20 protein-coding genes are annotated in these 22168 nt (G+C 62.9%); 10 read left to right on the plus strand and 10 right to left on the minus strand.

Going from position 1 to position 22168, the window contains the following annotated elements; translation table 11 throughout:
- Nucleotides 1-12: 12 nt before the first annotated feature.
- The 4 genes from GGD57_RS10630 to GGD57_RS10645 are packed head-to-tail and all read left to right on the plus strand — an operon-like array spanning nucleotide 13 to nucleotide 6235.
- Nucleotides 13-933, plus strand: coding sequence for a DUF58 domain-containing protein (locus GGD57_RS10630; RefSeq protein WP_088681903.1), 921 nt, complete (start codon nucleotides 13-15; stop codon nucleotides 931-933).
- Complete coding sequence (locus GGD57_RS10635) at nucleotides 930-3743, plus strand: DUF4159 domain-containing protein (protein WP_184469466.1); 2814 nt, start codon at nucleotides 930-932, stop codon at nucleotides 3741-3743. Before GGD57_RS10630 ends, GGD57_RS10635 begins: the two co-directional genes overlap by 4 nt.
- A gap of 1 nt (nucleotide 3744) precedes the next feature.
- Nucleotides 3745-5814: a hypothetical protein gene (locus GGD57_RS10640; protein WP_184469468.1), complete on the plus strand. Its 2070-nt coding sequence runs from the start codon at nucleotides 3745-3747 to the stop codon at nucleotides 5812-5814.
- A gap of 4 nt (nucleotides 5815-5818) precedes the next feature.
- Entirely contained in the window at nucleotides 5819-6235 is a 417-nt protein-coding gene (locus tag GGD57_RS10645) for a GNAT family N-acetyltransferase (protein WP_184469470.1), read from the plus strand.
- A 1-nt stretch (nucleotide 6236) separates the two neighbouring features.
- Here GGD57_RS10645 and GGD57_RS10650 read toward each other — a convergent pair whose 3' ends face one another.
- Nucleotides 6237-6800 carry a GNAT family N-acetyltransferase gene (locus tag GGD57_RS10650; protein ID WP_184469472.1) on the minus strand — a complete coding sequence of 188 codons (564 nt, stop codon included), beginning with the start codon at nucleotides 6798-6800 and terminating at the stop codon, nucleotides 6237-6239.
- A 229-nt stretch (nucleotides 6801-7029) separates the two neighbouring features.
- Here GGD57_RS10650 and GGD57_RS10655 point away from each other — a divergent pair, with 229 nt between their 5' ends.
- Nucleotides 7030-8016: a glutathione S-transferase family protein gene (locus tag GGD57_RS10655; protein ID WP_184469474.1), complete on the plus strand. Its 987-nt coding sequence runs from the start codon at nucleotides 7030-7032 to the stop codon at nucleotides 8014-8016.
- Nucleotides 8017-8019: 3 nt separating this feature from the next.
- Here the strand turns inward: GGD57_RS10655 and GGD57_RS10660 are convergent, their stop codons facing one another.
- Nucleotides 8020-8499 carry an NUDIX domain-containing protein gene (locus GGD57_RS10660; RefSeq protein ID WP_085737956.1) on the minus strand — a complete coding sequence of 160 codons (480 nt, stop codon included), beginning with the start codon at nucleotides 8497-8499 and terminating at the stop codon, nucleotides 8020-8022.
- Nucleotides 8500-8569: 70 nt separating this feature from the next.
- On the opposite strand from GGD57_RS10660, the gene GGD57_RS10665 reads away from it, so the two are divergent.
- The 4 genes from GGD57_RS10665 to GGD57_RS10680 all read left to right on the plus strand — a co-directional run bounded on the left by GGD57_RS10665 (nucleotide 8570) and on the right by GGD57_RS10680 (nucleotide 11740).
- Nucleotides 8570-9478, plus strand: coding sequence for a metallophosphoesterase family protein (locus GGD57_RS10665; RefSeq protein WP_184469662.1), 909 nt, complete (start codon nucleotides 8570-8572; stop codon nucleotides 9476-9478).
- Nucleotides 9479-9637: 159 nt separating this feature from the next.
- The gene (locus GGD57_RS10670) at nucleotides 9638-10198 is read left to right on the plus strand and encodes a tetratricopeptide repeat protein (RefSeq protein ID WP_184469476.1); all 561 of its coding nucleotides are present in this window, start codon (nucleotides 9638-9640) and stop codon (nucleotides 10196-10198) included.
- Nucleotides 10199-10385: 187 nt separating this feature from the next.
- Complete coding sequence (locus GGD57_RS10675) at nucleotides 10386-10895, plus strand: RNA polymerase sigma factor (protein ID WP_010069548.1); 510 nt, start codon at nucleotides 10386-10388, stop codon at nucleotides 10893-10895.
- A gap of 2 nt (nucleotides 10896-10897) precedes the next feature.
- Nucleotides 10898-11740 (plus strand): anti-sigma factor family protein, encoded by an 843-nt coding sequence (locus GGD57_RS10680; protein WP_184469478.1) that lies wholly within the window; start codon nucleotides 10898-10900, stop codon nucleotides 11738-11740.
- 313 nt (nucleotides 11741-12053) lie between these two features.
- Here the strand turns inward: GGD57_RS10680 and leuA are convergent, their stop codons facing one another.
- From leuA to GGD57_RS10695, 3 genes are all read right to left on the minus strand, one after another.
- Nucleotides 12054-13772, minus strand: coding sequence for a 2-isopropylmalate synthase (gene leuA, locus GGD57_RS10685; protein ID WP_184469480.1), 1719 nt, complete (start codon nucleotides 13770-13772; stop codon nucleotides 12054-12056).
- A gap of 341 nt (nucleotides 13773-14113) precedes the next feature.
- Nucleotides 14114-15313, minus strand: a complete 1200-nt coding sequence (locus GGD57_RS10690) for a benzoate/H(+) symporter BenE family transporter (protein WP_184469482.1) — start codon at nucleotides 15311-15313, stop codon at nucleotides 14114-14116.
- A 185-nt stretch (nucleotides 15314-15498) separates the two neighbouring features.
- On the minus strand, nucleotides 15499-16083 hold the full coding sequence (locus GGD57_RS10695) for an ATP-dependent Clp protease proteolytic subunit (protein WP_097610930.1): 585 nt from the start codon (nucleotides 16081-16083) through the stop codon (nucleotides 15499-15501).
- Between the two features lie 231 nt (nucleotides 16084-16314).
- On the opposite strand from GGD57_RS10695, the gene GGD57_RS10700 reads away from it, so the two are divergent.
- The gene (locus GGD57_RS10700) at nucleotides 16315-17076 is read left to right on the plus strand and encodes a DUF2076 domain-containing protein (protein WP_184469484.1); all 762 of its coding nucleotides are present in this window, start codon (nucleotides 16315-16317) and stop codon (nucleotides 17074-17076) included.
- A 193-nt stretch (nucleotides 17077-17269) separates the two neighbouring features.
- Here the strand turns inward: GGD57_RS10700 and queF are convergent, their stop codons facing one another.
- From queF to GGD57_RS10725, 5 genes are all read right to left on the minus strand, one after another.
- Nucleotides 17270-17734, minus strand: a complete 465-nt coding sequence (queF, locus tag GGD57_RS10705; RefSeq protein ID WP_184469664.1) for a preQ(1) synthase — start codon at nucleotides 17732-17734, stop codon at nucleotides 17270-17272.
- A complete protein-coding gene (emfA, locus tag GGD57_RS10710; RefSeq protein WP_184469486.1) occupies nucleotides 17734-18648 on the minus strand; it encodes a CDF family cation efflux transporter EmfA in 915 nt (304 codons plus the stop codon). Before emfA ends, queF begins: the two co-directional genes overlap by 1 nt.
- 143 nt (nucleotides 18649-18791) lie before the next feature.
- The gene (locus GGD57_RS10715) at nucleotides 18792-19511 is read right to left on the minus strand and encodes a DUF2161 family putative PD-(D/E)XK-type phosphodiesterase (protein WP_184469488.1); all 720 of its coding nucleotides are present in this window, start codon (nucleotides 19509-19511) and stop codon (nucleotides 18792-18794) included.
- A gap of 15 nt (nucleotides 19512-19526) precedes the next feature.
- Entirely contained in the window at nucleotides 19527-19766 is a 240-nt protein-coding gene (locus tag GGD57_RS10720) for a hypothetical protein (RefSeq protein WP_003561395.1), read from the minus strand.
- A 114-nt stretch (nucleotides 19767-19880) separates the two neighbouring features.
- Entirely contained in the window at nucleotides 19881-22070 is a 2190-nt protein-coding gene (locus GGD57_RS10725; RefSeq protein ID WP_184469490.1) for an anthranilate synthase, read from the minus strand.
- Nucleotides 22071-22168 lie beyond the last annotated feature (98 nt).

Raw genomic sequence — 22168 nt, forward strand, 5'->3', positions numbered from 1 at the left:
GAAGCCGGACGCGTGGCATCTATCGGACAGATCGTCAATCCGACGTCAGGCAGCGATGCCCTTTCCCGCGCAAGGCAGCGGGCCGCCCTCATGCCGGATTGCCTGGTGGAAGCCAAGCGCATCGCCAACACGGTGATTGCCGGCTGGCATGGCCGCCGCAAGCGCGGCATCGGCGAGAATTTCTGGCAGTTCCGTCCCTATGCCGAAGGCGAGAGCCTGTCGCGCATCGATTGGCGCCGCTCCGCCCGCGACGACCATACCTATGTGCGCGAGCGCGAATGGGAGGCGGCGCATACGATCTGGCTCTGGTGCGACATGTCGCCCTCGATGATGTACAAGTCGAGCTACGGCAACGTCTCCAAGGAAAGCCGCGCGCTGGTGCTCATGCTGGCGCTTGCCGAAATCCTCTCCCGTTCCGGCGAGCGCATCGGCTGCCCCGGCATCATGGAACCAGCCTCCACGCGCAACGCCGCCGAACGCCTGGCATCGGCGCTGGTACACGCACCGCTGACCGGCGGCCTGCCGGAAACGGCGATGATCCGCGGCTGGAGCGATCTCGTGCTGATCGGCGATTTCCTCGACGACGCGCCTGCGATCATGGAGCGCCTCGGCCCGCTCGCCCGCCGCGGCCTGCGCGGCCATGTGGTCGAGATATCGGATCCCGCCGAAGAGATCTTCCCCTATAGCGGCCGCACCGAATTCACCGATCCGGAGAGCGGCGCCAAGCTGGTTTCCGGCCGCGCCGAACATATCCGCGAGGCCTATCGCAACGCCTATCTCGCCCGCAGGGAAAGCCTCGGCCAGTCGCTGCGCCATCTCGGCTGGACCTTCACGGCCCACCGCACCGATCATCTTGCTTCCGAGGCGCTGGTCGCGGTGCATATGTATCTCTCCGGCATGCCGGCCAAGGCGACGCATGGAGGGCAGCTGTGAACGCCCTTCCCTTCGCTTTCGCCTATCCCGCCATTCTCGGCGCGCTGATCGCGCTCCCGGTCATCTGGTGGCTGCTGCGGCTGACCCCGCCGCGCCCGAAGGCCGAGGTCTTCCCGCCGCTGAAGATCCTCGCATCCGTGCTGAAGCGCGAGGAGACGCCGGCGCAAAGCCCCTGGTGGCTCACCTTGCTGCGCATGCTGCTCGCCGCCGTCATCATCCTGGCGATCGCCGATCCGGTCTTCAATCCGCGCACCAGCTCGCTCGCATCGGGCGGCCCGCTCGTGCTCTTCGTCGACAACAGCTGGGCGGCCGCACCCGATTGGGAGCGCCGCATCCAGACCGCCGACGCCCTGGTGGACGATGCCGAATCCGCCGGCACACCGGTATCGATCGCCTTCACCGCAGATCCCACGAACGATGCCGTGCCCGGCACGGCGGCGAGCGCCCGCGACAAGCTGCGCGCCGCCGAGCCGCGGCCGCTGGTCCCGGACCGCGAGCGCGCTTTCCAGGCGCTGCGCGCGGCGCTGAACGGCGTCAAGCCCGGCACCCTCGCCTTCCTGAGCGACGGCGCCGCCGCCAAGGCAGACGACCCCACGGTACGCAGACTCGCCGAACTCCAGCCCGCCGATCTCCGCCTGATCGAGGGCGATGCCGCACGGACCGTCGCGATCACCGCGGCCAACAATGCGGCCGATGCCATGACCGTCAAGGTTACACGCCTCAACGCTTCGCATGCCGCATCGGTGGCGCTGAACGCCGTCGATAGCCAGGGCCGCTCGATCGCCAACGGCAGGGTGGATTTCCGTCCCGGCCAGAGCGTTGCAACGAGTTCGATCACCGCACCATTCGAGATGCGCAACGATTTCGCCCGCGTCAGCGTCGATAACGGCGCAACGGCGGGTGCCGTCCATCTTCTCGACGACGCATTCAAGCGCCGCCGCGTCGTCTTGCTGTCGGGTGCTGGCGGGGATGAGTTCCAACCGCTGCTCTCGCCGCTCTATTATATCCAGCGGGCACTGCAGCCGTATGCCGATCTGATCCAACCCAGCGATTCAGATCTCTCGGTCGCCATACCGAAACTTCTCGCCAGCAATCCCTCCATCATTATCATGGCCGATATCGGCCGGCTGCCGGAGGAGACCTACGAACCTCTGACCCGCTGGATATCGAACGGCGGTATGCTGCTGCGTTTCGCTGGCCCGCGCATGGCGGCAGCCCCTGCAGACGATCCGCTGATCCCGGTCATCCTGCGTCAGGGAGAACGGGCGCTGGGCGGCACATTGTCCTGGAGCGAGCCGCAGTCGCTTGCCGAATTTCCGAGTTTCGGGCCTTTTGCCGGCATAACGCGCCCTGCCGATGTCGTCATCAAGCGGCAGGTGCTTGCCGAACCGACGCCCGATCTTGCCGAACGCACCTGGGCGAGCCTGGCTGACGGCACGCCGCTGGTGACGATGAAACAGCTCGCCTCCGGCCAGATCGTCCTGTTTCATGTCACTGCGGAAGCGACCTGGTCCGATCTGCCGATCTCAGGTACTTTCGTCGACATGCTGCGCCACCTGCTGCAGATATCGCGCTCGGGCGGCGTCACTTCGGAGGCGCGCGGCAATGCGCGTGTCTCGGAGACCCTGCCGCCGTTCCGTATGCTGACGGCCAAGGGCACGCTCGTCTCCGCGACGGGCGCGGCGCGCCCCCTCATCCCACAGGCAGGAACCGAACCGACGGCGAATTTCGACAACCCGCCCGGGCTCTACGGTTCGGAGGATGGTTTCACTTCGCTGAACGTATTGCCCGAGAATGCCGAACTGACGCCGCTCGACACGGCCGGCACCAATGCCGTGCGCGAAGGCCTGATCGGCGGAGAAAGCTGGTCGGCGAAGCCCGCGCTCTTTCTCGCAGCCTTTCTGCTGCTGCTCGCCGATAGCCTGGTCGTCCTCTTCATGAACGGCGCGTTTTCACGCTCGCGCCCGGCTGTCCGCACAGCGGCGATGATCGCTGTTGCGCTCAGCGCCGGCTTTCTCATGCAACCCGGCACGCTTCATGCCAACGACTCCCGGCCCGGCGACGATCTCATCCTGCAGAGGCTCGACAACACGCACCTCGCCTATGTCGTCACCGGTGAACAGGACGTCGACAATATATCCGAGCGCGGGCTCGAGGGACTGACCCAGTTCCTGACCTTTCGCACGACGCTGGAGCCGGCGCCGCCCGTGGGCATCGACCTCACCAAGGACGAGCTTGCCTTCTATCCGATCATCTACTGGCCGGTTTCGGCGACGGCGCCGATGCCGTCTTCGGCGGCGATCAGCCGCATCGACGCCTATATGCGCAATGGCGGCACCGTGCTTTTCGACACGCGCGATCAGATCAGCGCATTGGACAATGGCGGCAATGTCAGCGCCAACGGCCAGAGGCTGCAGCAAATCCTCGGCAATCTCGACATTCCGCCGCTCGAGCCGGTACCGTCGGATCACGTGCTGACGAAATCCTTCTATCTCCTGTCGAGCTTTCCCGGTCGTTACGCCGGCAGCCCCCTGTGGATCGAGGCCCGGCAGGGCGGCCGCGAAGCGACCGAAAAATCGGCGGCGACGGCCGACGGCGTTTCGCCGATCCTGATCACCGGCAATGATTTCGCCGGTGCCTGGGCAATCGACGACAACGGCATACCGATGCTGCCGACCGTGCCGTCGGACGAAACGCAGCGCGAATATGCCTATCGTTCCGGCGTCAACATCATGATGTACATGCTGACCGGCAACTACAAGACCGACCAGGTTCATGTTCCCGACCTGCTCGAACGGTTAGGGCAATGAGATGACGTTCGATTTTTCGCCCTTCCTGCCTTGGCCGGTTCTGGCCGCACTGGCTGCCGTCAGCGCGATCATCGCCGGCCTGGCGATTTGGCGCGGCATTCGCGGCGCCTGGATCCGGACGCTGGCGGCACTCGCCATGCTGGCCGCCCTTGCCAATCCCGTCCTGCTGCAGGAGGACCGGGACCAGCTGTCGACCATCGTCCCCGTTCTCGTCGATCGAAGCCAGAGCCAGCAGACACCCGATCGCGTCAAGATGACCGACGATGCGCTTGCAGCCTTGAAGGGACAGCTCGCCCGCTTCCCCCAGATCGAACCCCGCTTCGTCGATGTCGAAGGCGACGTCAATTCCGACGTGCCGTCAACCCGGCTGTTCGACGCGCTGTCGGCCAACATCGCCGATATCCCGCCCGCCCGTATCGGCGGCGCCATCATGCTGACCGATGGCGAAGTCCATGATGTTCCGGCCACCAACCAGGCGCTCGGTTTCGACGCGCCGATCCACGGCCTCATCACCGGCAAGGCCAACGAATTCGATCGCCGCATCGAAGTCATCAAGGGGCCGCGCTTCGGCATCGTCAACGAGGAGCAGCAGGTCGTTCTGCGCGTCTTCGACGACGGTCCGAGCCCCGGCGGCACGGCCGATGTCACGGTGAAGCTGAACGGTGATGAGATCGCCAACCTGCAGGCGACACCCGGCCAGGATACGCCCTTCTCCTTCAAGGTGCCGGCCGGCGGCAGCAACGTGCTCGAATTCTCGGTCGCGGCCCTTCCCGGCGAGGTCACCACCGCCAACAACCGCGCCGTCCACGTCATCGACGGCATCCGCCAGAATCTCCGCGTCCTGCTCGTCTCCGGCGAACCGCATGCCGGCGAGCGTGCCTGGCGCAACCTGCTGAAATCCGATGCCTCCGTCGATCTCGTCCACTTCACCATCCTGCGTCCGCCGGAAAAGCAGGACGGCACGCCGATCAACGAGCTGTCGCTGATCGCCTTCCCGACACGTGAACTCTTCGTCGACAAGATCAAGGATTTCGACCTGATCATCTTCGACCGCTACCAGCACCGCGGCGTGCTGCCGCTGCTCTATTACGATTACATCGCGCAATATGTCGACAATGGCGGCGCGCTGCTGATCGCCGCCGGTCCAGAGCATGCCGGCCCCGATTCCATTGCACTGACGCCGCTTTCCTCGGTCCTGCCGGCAACGCCCACCGGAGAGATGATCGAAAAAGCCTTCTATCCCCGCCTCTCCGAGGAAGGCCGCAAACATCCCGTCACCCGCGGCCTGGATGGTTCGGGCGAAGATCCGCCCCATTGGGGCCGCTGGTTCCGCAGCGTCGATGTCGACCCACCGCAGGGCGAGACGATCATGCTCGGGGCAGACAACCATCCGCTGCTGGTGCTGAACCGCGCCGGCCAGGGCCGCGTCGCCATGCTGCTTTCCGATCAGGGCTGGCTGTGGGCGCGCGGTTTCGAAGGCGGTGGTCCGAATGTTTCGCTCTATCGCCGCATCGCCCATTGGCTGATGAAGGAGCCGGCGCTCGAGGAAGAAGCGCTGACGGCGCGCGCCTCCGGCCGAACCCTTGAAGTCACGCGCCAAACGATCGGCGACAATCCCGGCAACGCCACCGTGCGTTATCCCTCCGGCAAGACCGAAACCCTGGCGCTCACCCAGTCCGAACCCGGGCTCTACAAGGCCGAGAAGCGGATGGACGAAATCGGCCTCTTCGAAATCCGCAACGGCAAGCTATCGACACTTGTGCACATCGGCGCCGTCGACGCACCTGAGTTCAAGGCGATGATCTCGACGACCGATGTGCTGAAGCCGGTCGCCGACAGAAGCAAGGGTCTCGTCACCCGCGTTGCCAATGAAAAGGGCGCGATCAGCGTGCCGCCGATACTGCCGGTGCGCGGTCAGGTGCGCGTCGCCGACAATGATCGCATGATGATCCGCATGACCAGCGAGACGGTGTTGAAGGGCATCAACACGCTGCCGCTCTTTGCCGGTTTTGCCGGCGTCGGCATCCTGCTGCTGGCCTTTGGCGCCATGTGGTGGCGTGAAGGGCGATAATCTCATGTCGGCATTCGAACTGACCGGCTCACCCTCGCCGGAGGAACTCGCAGCTATCACCGATGCGCTCTCGGCCTTCAACAGTAGTGATGTCGGCCCCTCGGATCGCCAGCCGCTCGCCGTCCTCATCCGCGATACCGATGGAAAGGTGACCGGGGGTCTTTCCGGCTTTACCGCCTGGGGCTGGCTCTTCACCCAGATGCTCTATATCCCCGATACGCTGCGCGGCACCGGCCTCGCCGGCAAGATCCTCGCCAAAGCAGAAGAAGAGGCGAAAGCCCGGGGCTGCCGCGGCGCCTGGATCGACACATTCAGCCCGCAGGCCCTGCGAGCCTATCTGCGTCAGGGTTATGAGGTCTTCGGCGAGCTTGAGGATTTCCCGGAAGGCCGCACACGCAGCTTCCTCCGGAAAAATCTCTAAATCACCCGTGCCAGGCGATGATGCCCTGCAGCCGCTCGTGCACGCCTTCGGCGATCGGAACGACGAGCACGCGGCCGGGATCGACAGGGCCTGGAAAGGACAACGCGTTGTAAGCGACTTTCTCGAAGCCGAGCGGGCCGTAATAGGGCGGATCACCGACCAGGATAACCGCTTCCGAACCCTTGCGTCTTGCCGCCTCCACGGCGATCCGCACGAGCTCGCGGCCGATGCCCTGGTTCTTGTGCGAGGGCCGGACGGCAAGCGGGCCGAGCAGATGCCCCTTCGCCGTGCCGGCCAGCACCGGCGTCATCCGCACGGAAGCAATCGTCTCGCCATTGTCGGTGCAGATGAAGGAGAGTGAGAGATCATGCGGCCCCTGCTCGCGGATGCGCGCGGCGGCGCGCGTGAAGCGGCCGGGACCGAAGGCTTCTTCGTTGATGTGTTCGATGGCGGCGTCATGAGACGCGTCTTCGGTGAGGTAGACGAGATCGTGCTTGTACATGATGACAGAAACCGGATGGACAGATTGATGGGTCTCGAACACGCCTTGGGCGTTCGGGAGCATCAGCGTCGTCGCGGGTTTCTGGAAATGAACATCAGGCAGAGGTCTCTCAAATCGTGACAAGGCCGATAGCAGGAAAAATTTCCGCCGTCCAACGCAAAATGCACACCACGGCACTCGAAACTATGCAGTGTCTGAACGGCGTGACGCACTGTTCAACCTTTACCGCCTGCAAAGCCCCGCTATCTCAGTTAACGTTCGTCCCGACACGCAATCAAGGGAAATGAAGATCATGGGAATGCTGGTGGACGGCGTCTGGCATGACGTCTGGTACGACACGAAGGAGAGCAAAGGTCAATTCAAGCGACAGCCGTCGCAGTTCCGCAATTGGGTGACATCGGATGGTGAGGCCGGCCCTTCCGGCAACGGCGGTTTCAAGGCCGAGGCCGGGCGTTACCATCTTTATGTTTCGCTTGCCTGTCCCTGGGCGCAGCGCACGCTGATCTTCCGCAAGCTGAAGAAGCTGGAGGAGCTGATTTCGGTCTCCGTCGTCGATCCGCTGATGCTCGAGAACGGTTGGGAATTCAAAGTCGGCGACGGCGCCACCGGCGACCCGCTTTTCGGCGCGGCCGCGCTCTGGCAGATCTACGCCAAGGCCGATCCGCATTATTCCGGCCGCGTCACCGTTCCCGTCCTCTGGGACAAGCAGACCGGCACGATCGTCAACAACGAATCCGCCGAAATCATCCGCATGTTCAACAGCGCCTTCGACGGCCTGACCGGCTCGAAGATCGATTACTATCCGGAGGATCTGAGAGCCGAAATCGATGCGCTGAACGCCACCGTCTACGACACCGTCAACAACGGCGTCTACAAGGCGGGCTTTGCCACCACCCAGGACGCCTATGAGGAAAATGTCGGCAAGCTGTTCGAAACCCTCGATATGCTCGACGAACGCTTGGGCAAGGGCCGTTACCTCTTCGGCGACCGTCAGACCGAGGCCGACTGGCGCTTGTTCACCACGCTGGTGCGCTTCGACCCCGTCTATGTCGGCCATTTCAAATGCAACATCCGCCGCATCGCCGATTATCGCAATCTGCCCGGCTATGTGAGAGATCTTTATCAGACGGCAGGCATTGCCGAGACGGTGAACCTGACGCACATCAAGCAGCACTATTACCGCAGCCACAAGACGATCAATCCGACCGGCATCGTCCCCGCTGGCCCGGCGCTCGATCTCGACAGCCCGCATGGCCGTGGAAAGCTTTTCGCGGCTTGATACTCACCAGCGATGGTCGGGCTCCTGCTCGCCGCGCAACTCGGCCAGGCGGCGATGCGTCGCCTCGGTCGTGCCGGCGGGCAGGCTGTCGAGCGAGAAGAAGCCGCTGTCGGAGATTTCCCAATCGGGCGGACGCGGCGCCGTCTGCTCGACGCTTGCCCGGTAGAACACGACATGGTCGCGCCGTGTGGTCGTGGTGTTGAAATAGACCTGGACCAGTTGCGGTTTGCCGATAATCCTGAGGTTGCCCTCCTCGCGCAGTTCCTTGGCGAGCGCTTCTTCGACCGTCTCGTTGCGTTCCAGCCCGCCGCCCGGCATATGCCAGCCGCCGACATAGCTGTGGCGCACCAGGAAAATCCGCCCTTCCGCGTCGAAGCAGGCGGCCCTGACACCCATCGTCATGCCGCGGGCGAAGGAGAAATAGACATGCAGGAGGCGCAAGGCCAGCCTGATGTGAGGGGGCCGCTTTTCTTTATCCACCATCGTACCGTTTCAGCCCTTCATCGCGCCGGATGTGTTTGATTTGTCAATAAGCTGGTCTATGTCTCGTAGCATGTTCAAGCTCGCGCATATTTCCGACGTCCACCTCGGGCCGCTGCCCCGCCTTTCCATCCAGGAGCTGTTTTCAAAACGCATAACGGGCTTTGTGAACTGGCATCGAAATCGACGCAAGCACCTTTTCGGCAGCACGCTGGATCTGCTGCTCGACGACATCCGCGCTCATCAGGCCGATCATCTGGCCGTCACCGGCGACCTTGTCAATCTGGCGAGCGGCATTGAGATCCGCGCCGCCGCCGCCTGGCTGCGCGAACTCGGCGACCCCGCCGAAACCTCGGTCGTTCCCGGCAATCACGATGCCTATGTGCCCGGCGCCTACGAGAAGTCGATGCGCGCCTGGTATGATTACGTCCGCGGCGATCTCGCCCCGCCGCAGTGGCAGGAAGATCGCCATATCTTCCCCTATCTGCGCATCCGCGGCAAAGTCGCGATCGTCGGCTGCTCGACGGCGGTCGCGACACCTCCCTTTGCCGCCTCCGGCTTCTTCGGCGCCCGCCAGGCCCGCGATACCGTCAACATGCTGCGCGCCGCTGGCGAGGCCGGTCTCTTCCGCGTCGTCATGATCCATCATCCGCCGATCCGCGGCGCCACCACCTTCTACAAGCGCATGATCGGCATTCGCCGCTTCGCCGCGGTGATTTCGACCGGCGGTGCCGAGCTGGTGCTGCACGGGCATACGCACCTCAACACGCTGCACTGGCTGCGCGGCCAGGTGCAGCCAGTGCCCGTCGTCGGCATTGCCTCGGCCTCGCAGGGACCGGGCAGCATCAAGCCGCCCGGCGCCTATAACCTCTTCTCCATCGATGGTTCTCCCGGCGCCTGGGAGCTCCGTGGCGAGCGCTTCAGCCTCAACCGGTCCGGCGACGCAGTGATGCCGGAAAGCGTCGATATTTTCGCGCGTTAGCGCCGGATCCGGACTCCGTTCATTCAGAACTTGAATCGATCCGAGAAGACATCGGACCATCGTCGCAACATTTGCCGCAGAGACCGCTTACCCCCTTGGTATTTTCAATCGTAAGCGTACAATCCGAACAACTGCATCGCCTCAGAACGGAGCCCGCCAATGAATTCTTCCCTCCGCCACCTGTCCAGACTTTCCCTCGCTGCCGGCTTCGCCTTCGGCATCGCCACGGCCGCTTTTGCGGTCGGCGGCAACAATGATGACACCAATCCGCCGCCGAAGACAGAGACGACCAAGACCTGCACCGGCGGCAAGGTTTGGGACAAGACCAAGAAGGAATGCGTCAACCCGAAGAAGAGCAGCTTCAACGACGACGATCTCTACAAGTTCGCTCGGGAGTTTGCCTATGCCGGCCAATATGAGAACGCCATCACTGTGCTCAATCTCGCCCGCAACCAGAACGATCCGCGCATCCTGAACTATCTCGGCTACGCCAACCGCAAGGCCGGCCGCATGGAGCTCGGCATGTCCTACTACCGCAAGGCGCTGCAGGCGGATGAAAACTACATCCTCGCCCGCTCCTACATGGGCATGGCGCTGGTGGAACAGGGAGATATCCAGGGCGCCCGCGTCCAGCTCGTCGAAATCCGCGATCGCGGCGGCGAAGGCACATGGGCCTATCGCGCTCTGCTGCAGAGCTTGAACGGCTACAAGACATATTGACGCAAGTTTTGTGGACCATAATACGAAAATCCCTTGAGAAAAGGGGATGAAGACAGCCGAATGCTTGCGCAGTGCAGGAGACTTGTTTCATAAAGCACATGCTTCGTCGGCGTCGATAAGGCCGGCTTCGCGCCCGACGGCGAACCCTTCGTCCGCGAAACCATTGTGAATGCTTCTTGGATAGACAATGCGTCAACCCGCAACGACCATCGACCTCCGGCGTGATCTCGTCGGCCTTCTGCCCCGCCTTCGCCGTTTCGCGATCACGCTCGCGGGTGAGGCTGCCGTGGCCGACGAACTCGTTCAGGCCGTCTGTCAGCGCGCCATCGCCAAGGGCCATCAATGGAGCGGTGAAGGCCGGCTGGAAAGCTGGATCTATACGCTTGCCCGCCAGCAGTGGACGGACGACAGCCGCAAGCGCAAGCCGAAGGCTTCCGTCCGCGGCAACGTCACCGATATCAGAGAAGCCGCGCGCGAGCGCTCGGCTGCAGTCGATCCCGACGCCATCCATCGTATGATCGCCGATATGCCGGACGGCCTGTCCAGCATGTTCCTGCTCGTCGACGTCGAAGGCCACAGCTACCAGCAGGCGGCCGATATCATGGGCACGCCGGTGGCAAATGTCGTCTCGCAGCTTGCCACCGCCAGGCTGCATTTTGCCGGGCTCGCCGACACCCACCCGATTCACAGGTACTGAATTTGCCCGACCTTAGGAAATTGCCGCTCGAAGCCCAGCTCACCGCCCTACTCGACGGCGAAGTCTCGCCCGAACAGCGCCACGAACTGGAGCAGCGCCTGGCAGTCGATGAGAACGCCCGCCGGCTGCATGAGAGGCTGCGCCACGGCGCCGATTTCGGCCGCCGCCGCCTCGACGATATCCTCAAGGAGCCGGTGCCGCTCGCCCTCGTCCGCTCGATCAAGAGCACGCAGCCGCCGAAGACGCCGATCGCCCAGCGCGCCACGCGCCCGCAGGTGAAACTGGCGCCGACCGGCCCGCAGGCGTTGGCCGCCGCTCTCATCCTCTTCGCCGTCGGTTGCGGTATCGGCTATTTTGTCGGCACCAGCCCTGATGCCGACGACATCGCCGCCACGACCTCAACCGCCGCGCCCGCCAATACCAGCGACTGGCTGGGCGATGTCACCGCCTATCAGCGCCTGCTGATCCGTCAGCCTCGTCATCTCGTCGAAGTACCCGCTTCGCAGGCCGAGGAAATCTCCAGCTGGCTGACCACCGCGATCGGCGTGCCTTTCCGCGTGCCCGATCTCAGCGCCGAATCCTGGACCTTCCAGGGCGCCCGTGTCATTCTCGGTGACAGCCGCCCTGTCGGCCAGCTCGTCTATTCCAACACCGACGGCGACGTCATCTCCATCTGCTTCCGCAAGGACGCGCTGCCGCCGGAGACCGACGATTTCAAGGAAACGATCAAGGACGAGATCGGTCTTGTCACCTGGCACAATGCCGGCACGTCCTACGTGCTTGCCGGCCCCTCAGCCGAAGCCGCCCTCGGCCAGCTCGCCATGAAAATCGCGACTGCGATTTGACGCGATAGGAAAATCAAAGATCAGCGCCAGCCGCCCCCTCATCCGCCTACCGGCACCTTCTCCCCGCTGGGGAAAAGAGGGAATGCTCCAGCGTCTCGATTCCTCTCATCCGCAAGAGGGCGCCGAAAGGACTGTAGGCGACCGCTCGCTCCCTCTTCTCCCCAGCGGGGAGAAGGTGGCCCGCAGGGTCGGATGAGGGGACCGCACGGCACGCCTTTCATTGCTTTCGCGTGCGCTCAGCGAAGACGCAACGAAGTCAACCCAATCGTCAGGCCGCGCCGTATCGAGACGATCGCGGCCTAACCCCATTCGATCAGGCCTTGCCGGCCTTCAGCTCGAGCACACGGTTGGCCGCCGAGACGATGGCTTCCAGCGATGCCGCGACGATGTTGGTGTTGATGCCGGCACCGAAGAGCTTGCCGCCGGGATAGGAGGTCTCGACATAGGAGATCGCCGCCGCGTTCGAGCCGTGCTGCAGCGAATGCTCGGAATAGTCCTCGACCGACATCTCGATGCCGAGATAGTGCGACAGCGCATTGATGAATCCGTCGATCGGGCCGTTGCCGTGTCCTTCGATGCGCTTGATCTCGCCATTGTCGGTGATCTCGGCCGCAACGATCCGCTGGCCCTTGCGCTCCGTATCGGGATAGGTGTGGTGATCGACGAATTTGAGGCGCGCATCGGGCTGGGTCACGTAGCGCTCGATGAAACGATGATAGATGCGCTTGGAGGGAAGTTCCTTGCCCTCGACATCGGTGATGCGCTGAATGTCCTCGCGGAATTCGACCTGCAGGTTGCGCGGCAGGTTGAGCCCGTAATCCTGCTGCAGGATATAGGCGATACCGCCTTTGCCGGACTGCGAGTTGATGCGGATGATCGCCTCGTACGAACGGCCGACGTCGCGCGGATCGATCGGCAGATAAGGCACTTCCCAGACCGGATGATTGGCGACCTGCGCGGCCTTCATGCCCTTGTTGATCGCATCCTGATGCGAGCCGGAGAAGGCCGTATAGACCAGCTCGCCGACATAGGGGTGGCGCTCGGCAATCGCCATCTGGTTCGAATATTCGAACACTTCCTTGATGCGCTCGATGTTCGAGCAGTCGATCCCGGGATCGACCCCTTGCGTGAACATGTTCAGCGCCATCGTCACCACATCGACATTGCCGGTGCGCTCGCCATTGCCGAAGAGCGTACCTTCGACGCGGTCGGCGCCTGCCAGCAAGGCCAGTTCGGCGGCAGCGATCCCCGTGCCGCGATCGTTATGCGGATGCAGGGAAATGATCAGGTTTTCGCGATTGTCGAGATTGCGGCACATCCACTCGATCTGGTCGGCATAAATGTTCGGCGTCGCCATCTCGACGGTGGACGGCAGGTTGATGATCAGCTTGTTGTCAGGCGTCGGCTTGACGACCTCGATGACGCCGTTGCAGATTTCCAGCGCCACTTCGAGTTCCGTGCCGGTAAAGCTCTCCGGCGAATATTCGAAACGGTAGCCGCCGCCGGCTCTAGCCGCCATATCGGTGATCATCTTGGCGGCATCGACGGCGATCTGCTTGATCCCTTGCACATCCTTGGCAAAGACGACGCGGCGCTGCAGCTCGCTGGTCGAGTTGTAGAAATGCACGATCGGCCGGTTGGCGCCTTCCAATGCTTCAAAGGTGCGGGTGATCAGTTCCGGGCGGCACTGCACCAGCACCTGCAGCGAGACGTCGGCGGGCACATTGCCCTCTTCCACGCACCAGCGGGCGAAATCGAAATCCGTCTGCGAAGCCGAGGGGAAACCGATCTCGATTTCCTTGAAGCCCATTTCGAGCAGCAACTGGAACATGCGGGCCTTGCGGTCGTGGCCCATCGGATCGACGAGTGCCTGGTTGCCGTCGCGCAGGTCCACCGAGCACCAGACCGGCGCCTTGGCAATGGTCTTCGTCGGCCAGGTGCGGTCGGGGATGTTCACCTGCGGATAGGGCCGGTATTTCAGCGCGGCATCGGGCATGCCTTTTGCGGAGGATCGGCTGTTGGTATTGTCCATTGTCTTGTCTCCTCGTCCCGGCATTTGTCCCGCCTCTTAGCCGATCACGTCGGGCTTGGCGATAAACAAATGCGGACCTTCGTCGGTCGGTAGGTCAATTTTGAAAGTGAGTCGCGAGGAGCGATGCCGGGCCGGCTTTCGGCCGCCGGGCGCTCCTCAACGGACCCGGCAACCGCGCGTAAGGCCGAGGAGAAGAAGCGAGGTCAGGGCGCGCGTATTGTCACGCAAGGCGATGCGGCCGCGTGCAATCGTGTCGGAAATTCTGGCGCCATGGGTCTTCATGGCCGCGCTTATAGCCTTGGTCGGCGGAACTGGCAAGCCCTCGCAGCACGCGCCTTCCGTTACCGCGACTGAGACCGGTCTTTCCAAATCCTCACCAGCTGCGACAGCGCGAGCATCAATCCGCCCGCGATCAATCCCCAGAAGGCGCCTGAGATGCCGCCGAAGGAAACGCCGGATGCTGTGACGAGAAAGGTGATCGCCGCCGCCTCGCGCGATTCCGGCGCCTGGAATGCCGACATTGCCGAGGACGAGAAGGCGCCGACCAGCGCCAGCCCCGCCACCGCCTCGATCAGGATCGGAGGCGCCAGGGCGACGAAAGCCGTCACCGCGCCGGCAAGCAGTCCGAGAATGATATAACCGACGCCGGCGATCAGCGATGCCCAATAGCGCCGCTTCGGATCGGCATGGGCGTCATGCCCGGCGCACATGGCCGCGGTGATCGCCGCCAGATTGACGGCGTGACCGCCGAAAGGCGCCGACAGCAGCGAAAAGAAGCCGGTGACGGCAAAGAGCGGACCGGGCTTCGGATCATAATGATTGACCTTCAGCACCGCGATGCCGGGAATGTTCTGCGAGGCCATGGTGACGATGAAGAGCGGCAGCGCGATCGACACGAAGCCGGCAAGGTTGAACACCGGCCGGACGATTTCAGCCGTCGGCACCAGCGATCGCTCGAGCGAGGCGAAGGCGCCGTCAGGGATATCGACGCCGAAGGCCAGCACCAGTGCGAAGGCCGCGAGTGCTGCCGGCACCGCCCAGAGCCGCTTGAAAGCGCCGACGACGATCCAGGCGAGAACGATCGGCAGCCCGAACAGCGGATTGAAGCCGATCGCCTTCACCGGCGCGAAACAGAGGCCGATCAGCACGCCGGAAAGCATCGCATTGGCAAGTGGTGCGGGAATGGCGGCAACCGCCCGGCCGAGCGGCTTGAACAGCCCGGCGACGATGATCAGCGCAGCACAGATCAGGAACGCTCCGACCGCCGCATTGAAGCCGCCTTCGATCGCCCCGGTGCTTGCCAGCAGCGCGGCGCCCGGCGTCGACCAGGCAATGCTGATCGGCAATCGCGTCACGGCACTCAGCACGATCGCGCAGACGCCCATGGAGATCGATAGCGCCATCAGCCCGGACGCGGCCTGCGCATCGGTGGCGCCCACCGCTTCGAGCCCGTGCAGCACCACGGCGAACGAGCTGGCAGAACCGACGAAGGCGGTCAGCAGCCCCATGAACAGGGCCTGGACGGAAAAATCTTTGAGCATGGCGGAACTCGCAGGCTGCGGGAAGGCGCATGGAGCATGACGATCGCCGCCGACGCAAGCCCGGATTCGGTCCTTTCCGTCCGGCCCTTGCCGATAGGCGACTGCAGGCATCGTCCGAAAACAAAACACCCTTGCCTGCGGTCGGCAGGCAAGGGCGCAGTATTCGGCAGTCTAGCTGAGAAAACTCAGATATCGGCCTGCGACGTGACGATCCGCGAAACGAGGCCATAATCCTTCGCTTCTTCGGCCGACAGCCAATAGTCGCGATCGGTATCCTTGGCGATCTTGTCGAGCGGCTGGCCGGTGGCGGCTGCCATGATCTTGTTCAGGCGCTCGTTCATCTTGATAATCTCGCGCGCCTGGATCTCGATGTCGGATGCCATGCCGCGTGTGCCGCCAGAGGGCTGGTGCAGCAGGAAGCGGGTGTTCGGCAGGCAGAGGCGCTGCTCCTTCGGAGCCGCGACGTAGATCAGGGCGCCGGCCGAGGCAACCCAGCCCGTGCCGATCATCCAGACCTTCGGCTTAATGAACTTGATCATGTCGTGGATGGAATCGCCGGATTCGACATGGCCGCCGGGCGAATTGACATAGATGCGGATATCGTCGTCGCTGGCCGCGGCAAGTGCAACGAGCTGCGAGCAGACCTTCTGCGCCAATTCCTGATTGATCGGTCCGTAGATGAAGATCGAACGCGACTTGAAAAGATTCGCCTCCGTTTCCTTACCGAGCGGCAGTTCCTTCGTCTTGTCGTCCTGGTCTTCGTCGTTCATTCGAACCTCTTGGAGATGAATTCGGCTTCCCCGCACATAGTGCGACTCAATGCCTAAAACAATGCGGGAAAAACACAAGGCACCGAAGCGATGGAGATATCCTTAAGAAGCCTCGCGCCGTTCTGCAAGCCTTACTGAAATGTAACGGGCAATGGCTTTGAAAAGCCTGAATCGGTTCCTACCTCACCCCTCACATGGCAGCCGCCATACGAAATCAACAGGAGACAGGACATGTCACCGGAAGAACGCCAATTATTGACCGCCCTCTTCGACCGCGTGCGCACCGCGCAAGCCCAGCCGCGCGACCGCGAGGCCGAAGCCCTGATCGAGCAGGCGACACGCGAGCAGCCGTCAGCCACCTATTATCTGGCCCAGGCCGTCATCGTCCAGGAAAAGGGGCTGGAAGCAGCCGCCAATCACATCAAGGAACTCGAGGAGCGCGTTCGGCAGCTCGAGGCCGGCGCCAGCGAGCACCGCCAGGCCGAACAGGGCGGCGGTTTCCTGAGCTCGATCTTCGGCAACACCCAGACGCAGCAGCCGGCTCCGGTCCCCTCCAATCCCGGCCCCTGGGGCCAGCCGTCGCGAGCCTATGACGAACCCCGCGATACTCGCCAGATGCCGCAGCAGCCGACCGGACCGTGGAGCCAACAGGCCTCTGCGCCGTCTGCCGGCGGCAGCTTCCTGCGCGGCGCGCTCGGCACGGCGGCAGGCGTTGCCGGCGGCATGCTGCTTGCCAACTCATTGAGCGGTATCTTCGGCAACCACATGTCCTCGCTCGGCTGGGGCTCGCCCTTCGGCGCCAGCCCCTTCGGCAATGCCAGCGTGCCTGCCGAGGAAACAACCGTCATCAACAATTATTACGGCAATGATGACGTCCGCCAGGCATCGGATAATGCCGGCAATGATGATGACGACGACAATGTGCAGCAGGCCGATTACGACGATGGGAACGACTACAGCGATGATTCGTCCGGGGACGTTACGGATGTTTGAAATCTAACGGGCAGAAATGGGCGGCAGTTGCTATTCAGTTGCCGCACCGTTGCCCGGCCCTTCGCTTTGGCTCAGGGCGTTCGTCGTTGCAATCGATTCAAAGCAATTCCAGAAAAAGTGCGCAGCGGTTTTTCGTTCGGAATTGCGTAGAAGAAAAGCTATCGATTGCTGCCGCCTTTGGCGGCACCGCGGCTCACCCACGTCCGCGATAGGTGGGCACGCCCTGCTCCGGCAGCCAAACGCCTTCCGGCGGTTTGCCGGTCTGCCAGAACACGTCGATCGGAATGCCGCCGCGCGGATACCAGTAGGCGCCGATCCTCAGCCATTTGGGATCGAGCAGATCGATGATACGCTTGGCGATGTAGATCGAGCAATCCTCGTGGAAAGCGCCGTGATTGCGGAAGGAATGCAGGAAGAGTTTCAGCGACTTCGATTCCACCAGCCACTCGCCCGGAATGTAGTCGATGACGATATGGGCGAAATCCGGCTGTCCGGTCATCGGGCAGAGCGAGGTGAATTCCGGCGCGGTGAAGCGCACGACGTAATCGGTGCCGGCATGGTTGGACGGCACTTTTTCAAGCACCGCCGCCTCCGGCGACTGCGCGGTTTCGGTTTGCTGACCCAGCATCGACAGGCTGGAAACATCGGTATTCGGCATCATGCCTCCTTGACGACTTTGACGCGGATGCCATGGGCCTTTTCGCCCTCCGGCTCCACGTGAATGGCTATTTTGGCGCCCTCATGCACGGCGCTGATGGCATCCTCAAGGCGGTCGCATATATCATGCGCCTGCCGCACGGACATAGTGCCGGGCACGACCATGTGAAAATCGATGAAGGTGACGGTGCCCGCCCGCCTGGTTTTCAGGTCATGCACGCCGATCGAGCCCGCCGCATGGGTGGCGATCGCCTGTTTGATCGCCTCTTCGTCGCGCGGATCGACCGCCTGGTCCATCAGCCCGCCGATCGATTGCGAGATCACCTTCCAGCCCTGATAAAGGATGTTGACGGCAACGAGGATGGCGAGCACCGGATCGAAGATCGCATAACCCGTCGCCAGCGCCAGCAGCAGGCCGACGAGCACGCCGACGGAGGTCACCACGTCGGACATGATATGCTGCCCGTCGGCCGTCAGCGCCGCCGAGCGGTGTTTGCGCCCGGTCCGGATCAACAGCCGCGCCCAGACCGCATTGATGACGCCAGCCGCGAAATTGATCGCGAGGCCGAGCACTGGTGCATCGAGCATGCGCGGTTCGCTGAGATAACCGATCGCCTCGTTGACGATCAGCAGGGCGGCGACGACGATCAGCACGCCTTCGGTGACGGCAGACAGATATTCCGCCTTGTGATGACCGAAGGGGTGGTCGTGATCGGCCGGCTTCTGCGCGTAGCGGATGACGAAAAAGGCGATGAAGGCGGCAACGACGTTGACCGTCGATTCAAGCCCGTCCGACAGCAGCGCCACCGAGCCGGTGACCCACCACGCCACCATCTTCAGCCCCATGACGCCGAGCGACAGCGGAATGCCCCACATCGCCAGCTTCCGAACCGTAAGATCGCCGTGGTCGTTCATATCGTCCTCCTGCGGTTGCGAATGAATTGCAGGGTCCAAGCCATTGAAATGCAAAACCGCCCACGCGAATATCGCGCAGGCGGCCCAGTCGAGGGTGATATGGGCGATGATGATGGATTTGTCAAAGGAGAATGCCACTCCGTTCACAGGCGTTGCCGCCCCTGCCCGGAAAGCTGCCTCGCGGCGCGGCTCAGCCGATCGGGTCGGAAAGGGTCAGCCTGCGGCCAGCGCAGGAGAGCGGCCTGCCCTGCCGGCGTCAGCGCGTAAACGCCCTTTTCCTGGCGCTCGAACCATCCATAGACGTTGTCGCGCAGGATCGGACCGGCCTTTGATGTCAGCGCCTTCATATCTCGAGGCCTTACGATTCCCCGATCGAGTGCCGAAGCGCAAAGCAGCGCCTGCTGACGATAGGCGGTCATGATCGGCGCCCGCGAGCCGCCGCCGACGGCAGGATCGCCGCGCCGCCGCTGATGTTCCTTGACGAGGCGCGTGCGCCGCTTCGGATTGGTGCGCGGCATCGGCGAGACGGAACTGACGATGACGCTGACCTCACCGCCGTCGGAGACGCCGAGCATGCCGATGCCGAGCCTTCGGCAGAGATCACGGTAACGTTTGTCTGCCTCCCGCCCGCGCCCCTTGGCCGAAACGCGCGCCGCGATCCAGACTTCATCGCTCATGGCGGCGCGGTCGACCGCCTGGAGAAGCAGTTCGAGATTGAAGGAAAGTTTCAGTTCGCAGACCACCACAACAGGCGGCTCGCCCTCGCTCAAGCCGACGAGATCGCATCCGCCGACCTCGCCCTTCACGACATAACCCGCCGCCTCCAGGAAGGTTTTGACCGGCAGGTAGAGCGACGTTTCCACTGTGAAAACGGCGCCTCAGGCAGCGTTGAGATCGGCAATCTCGCCATATCGGGCGAGCAGTCGCGGTGAGGACATGTCGCCGGTTTCCTCGTCGACGATCACGGCATAGGCCGCCACGCCGACGAACCGCTCAGCCATCGCCGAGGCGATCTTTTCAGCGCTGACGGAATTCGACGCCTGGCGCATTTCGCCGGGCACAAGATTGCCGCGGTTCTTGCGGTAAGGGAGCACGATGAACTTTTCAGCATTGGCCACGGCGATAATTCCCGGTTGATCGTTCCTGAAATGTTCTGATTTGCCTGATAAAGTCAACCGCTGAATGCCCGCCCCGCCCTTCCCGTGACAAGGAAGGGCGAACCGGAACAGCCATTAGGCAGCCTTCGTCTTCGCCTTGCGGGCCAGATGCGCCACGACATTTTCGATCATCCGCATGCCGGCATCGCCGCCGAGCGTCATGATCGATTCCGGATGGAACTGCACCGCAGCGATCGGTTCCTTCTCATGTTCGATGCCCATGATCGTACCGTCTTCGCTTTCCGCCGTGATGATGAACTCGCGCGGCAGCGTCGAAGGATCGGCGAAAATCGAGTGATAACGGCCGACCGTCACTTCCTTCGACAGACCGGAGAAGACGATGCCTGGCTCAAGCACGCGGATGCGCGACGGCTTGCCGTGCATCGGCAGCGCCAGATGACGCAGTTCCCCACCATAGGCTTCGGCGAGCGCCTGCAGGCCGAGGCAGACGCCGAAGATCGGCAGATTGCGGGCCCGCGCCTTCTTGATCGTCGCCTTGCAGTCGAAATCCTTGGGCGTTCCCGGTCCGGGCGACAGCACGACGAGGTCAGGATTCAGCCGGTCGAAGATCTCTTCCGGCACCGGCGTGCGCACGGTCGAAACCGTCGCCCCGGTCTGGCGGAAATAATTGGCGAGCGTGTGAACGAAGCTGTCCTCATGATCGATCAACAGGATGCTGACACCCTTGCCGACGCTTGCCACGTCGCGCTGGATCTTGCCGGAATTGCCCGTTTTGGCGTCGCGGATGGCGGAAAGCATGGCGGAGGCCTTCAATTCTGTTTCGGCTTCTTCTTCCTCTGGGATGGAATCATTGAGCAGCGTCGCACCGGCGCGCACCTCGGCGATGCCGTCCTTGATGCGCACGGTGCGCAGCGTCAGGCCGGTATTCATATCGCCGTTGAAGCCGACCATGCCGATCGCCCCACCATACCATGCGCGCGGGCTCTTTTCATGGCTCTCGATGAAGCGCATCGCCCAGAGCTTCGGCGCGCCGGTGACGGTGACGGCCCAGGCGTGGCTGAGGAAACCGTCGAAGGCATCCATGTCGTCGCGCAGCCGCCCTTCGATGTGGTCGACCGTGTGGATCAGGCGCGAATACATCTCGATCTGCCGGCGGCCGATCACCTTGACCGAGCCGGGTTCGCAGACGCGGCTCTTATCGTTGCGGTCGACGTCCGAGCACATGGTCAGCTCGGATTCGTCCTTCTTGGAATTCAAAAGCTTCAGGATCTGCTCGCTGTCGGCAATCGGATCGTCGCCGCGCTTGATCGTGCCAGAAATCGGGCAGGTCTCGATGCGGCGGCCGGAAACGCGCACGAACATTTCGGGCGAGGCACCGACCAGATATTCCTGGTTGCCGAGATTGATGAAGAAGGAATAGGGCGACGGATTGATCGCCTTCAGCCGTCTGGAAATGTCGGAAGGCTTGCTGTCGCAGCGCTCCATGAATTTCTGCCCCGGCACGACTTCGAAGAGGTCGCCCTTGCGGAAGCTTTCCTTCGCCTTGGTGACGAGCTCGGCATATTCGCCCGGGCGGTGATCGCTCTTCGGCGGAATGGAATCGGTATGTTTGAAGGGTTCCGGCGCGATATCGCCTGCCTTGCCCTCGGTAGACACGCCGCCCTTTTCGAAATCGTAGCGGTCGACCCAGGCCTTGGCGGCGTAATTGTCGACGACGAGGATCTCGTCCGGCAGGTAGAGCACCATATCGCGCTGGTCCGAGGGCCGCGTCAGCTTCAGGTCGATCGCGTCGAACTGAAAAGCGATGTCGTAGCCGAAGGCGCCATAGAGGCCAAGGCTCGCATCTGCCTGCGAATAGAAAAGGTCGGTCACGGCGCGCAGCACGGTGAAGACCGTCGGCATCTTCGAGCGCTCTTCCTCGGTAAACACCCGGTCCGGCTTCTTGACCGAAAGGTCGAGGCGGCGGGCGGAGGAAGCACCGAGCACAAGCTCGGGCACCGTCTTCAGCCGTTCCGTCACGAAGCCGAGGATGACCTCGCCGCGTTCATTATAGGCTTCGATCCAGACGTCGCGCCCGAAGGAGGAGATGCCGAGCGGCGGATCGACGACGGCGGTATCCCAGCGCGTATAACGGCCCGGATATTCGTAGTTCGACGAGAACACAGCGCCGCGGCGTTCGTCGAGCTTGTCGATATAGGAAGAGACCGCGTCGGCGTAGGGAATTGCCCGCCGCTGCCGCGTGACGGATATGCCGCCTTTGGTCTCGTAGATTTCCGCACCATCATCCCGCAGGATAGTTACCATTGTTCCACTCCGTTATCGGGGCCCGGACGACAGGCGGCGATAAAATAAAAAAAGCCGCCTCGAAGTTTCGGGCGGCTCACTCGTCGTCGTCTTTGGAC

This window comes from Rhizobium esperanzae (assembly GCF_014197615.1).
Lineage (GTDB): Bacteria > Pseudomonadota > Alphaproteobacteria > Rhizobiales > Rhizobiaceae > Rhizobium > Rhizobium esperanzae_A.